The 1,487-nt window shown below is 59.6% G+C and carries 1 protein-coding gene; it reads right to left on the reverse strand.

What is annotated here, in order from left to right:
* On the reverse strand, nucleotides 1–1,487 hold a 1,487-nt coding region (locus BFP89_RS00400; RefSeq protein WP_141689014.1), incomplete at both ends, for an RHS domain-containing protein.

Consider the following 1,487-nt stretch of genomic DNA (forward strand, 5'->3'; position numbering starts at 1 on the left):
CCGTAGGCGCGGTAGTGGGCGGACCAGACGATTTCGCCGTAGGGCGTTGTAAGTTCCTGCGGTGTGCCGAGGTGGTCGAGTTGGTAGTGGTAGGGCTTTACGTCTTCTGGACCGAAGCCTTCCAGCAGTGCCAGCGGGCGGAAGCTGTCCGGTTCGTAGAGGTAGCTGCGATGGTGATCGGCATGGTGTTCGGCGATGAGCTTGTCGCCTTGCCAGAAGAACTCTGTGGTTTTCTCTTCGATGGTTTTGCTGATGCGTCGACCAAATGGGTCATAGCGATAACTGGCGGTCTGGCCGTTGGGTTGGGTGACTTCGATCAGCCGGTGCTGGCAGTCGTAGCGGTATTCGGTGACGAGTTGCTGGCCCTTGCCACGCTGTTCGCGGATCAGGTTGCCGAAGGCGTCGTAGTCGTAATGGTGGTCGCCCTGGATCATCAGGCGATTACCCGCCACGATGTCCGGGCCCGGCCTGTCCTGCATGAGTAAATTGCCGGCGGGGTCGTGGCCGAAACGCTCCTGCACATCCTGCGAGTGATCGGCGCGAGTCAGGCGCTGGAGCGGGTCGTAGCGGTAACGGTGTTCGCCCTTGCGGGTGTCGAGCAGGCGGGTGAGGTTGCCGGCTTTGTCGTAGTCGTATTGGCGTTGGTAGAGGTGGTTTTGCTGTTGGGTGACAGCGTGGGCGTGCAGGCGGTTTTGGTCGTCGTAGTGGTAGTGACTGAGCAGTTGGCCTTGTTGGCGTTGGTGTTCGCGGCCGGCGTTGAATAGATGCGAGGTGAGCACGTCACCGTTGAGTTCGACGGTGGAGAGGTGGCCGCCTTTGTCGTGGTTGAAGGTGACGCGGTTGTTGTCCGGCAGGCATAAATGCTGAAGTTGCCCGCAGGCATCGTAGCCGTAGCGCAAAGTGCCCCAGCCTTGATGTTCTGCAGTGAGACGGTTTTGTTTGTCGTACTCGTAGGCCAGCGCCCAGTGGCCATCTTCGACGCTGAGCAGGTTGCCTTGGCGGTCGTAGATGTAGTCGACCGTGTTGCCATCGGGCAAGGTTTTTCTTACAAGATGACCGGCATGATCGCGCTCGTAACGGGTAACAAGCTGACTGCCATCGTCGCCGTGTTCGGTCTTTTCCTGCAGGTTGCCGTTGAGGTCGTAGGCGTAGGCGGTGCGTTGGCCGTCGAAGCCGGTTTCCTGTCGGATCAGGCCGTTGGGGTGGTAGTCCAGTTGGTAGGTTTCGCCGACTTCGTTTTCGATGGCGGTCAGCAATAATCGAGCGTTGTCGTAGCGATACTTGACCTGAGTACCATCGGCGTTGATGCGGCGGCTGATCAGGTGCAGGCCGTCGGCGTATTCGTAGCGGGTGACGTGGCCGAGTTCATCGCGTTCGGCGATGATTTTTCCGTAGGGGTTGTAGCTGAATTCCCGTGTAGCGCCGTCCGGCAGTACCCAGCGAGCCAAACGTCCTACCGCGTCCCATTGATACTGAGTCAGCGCGCC

It is taken from the genome of Pseudomonas sp. 31 R 17 (assembly GCF_900004915.1).
GTDB lineage: Bacteria > Pseudomonadota > Gammaproteobacteria > Pseudomonadales > Pseudomonadaceae > Aquipseudomonas > Aquipseudomonas orientalis_A.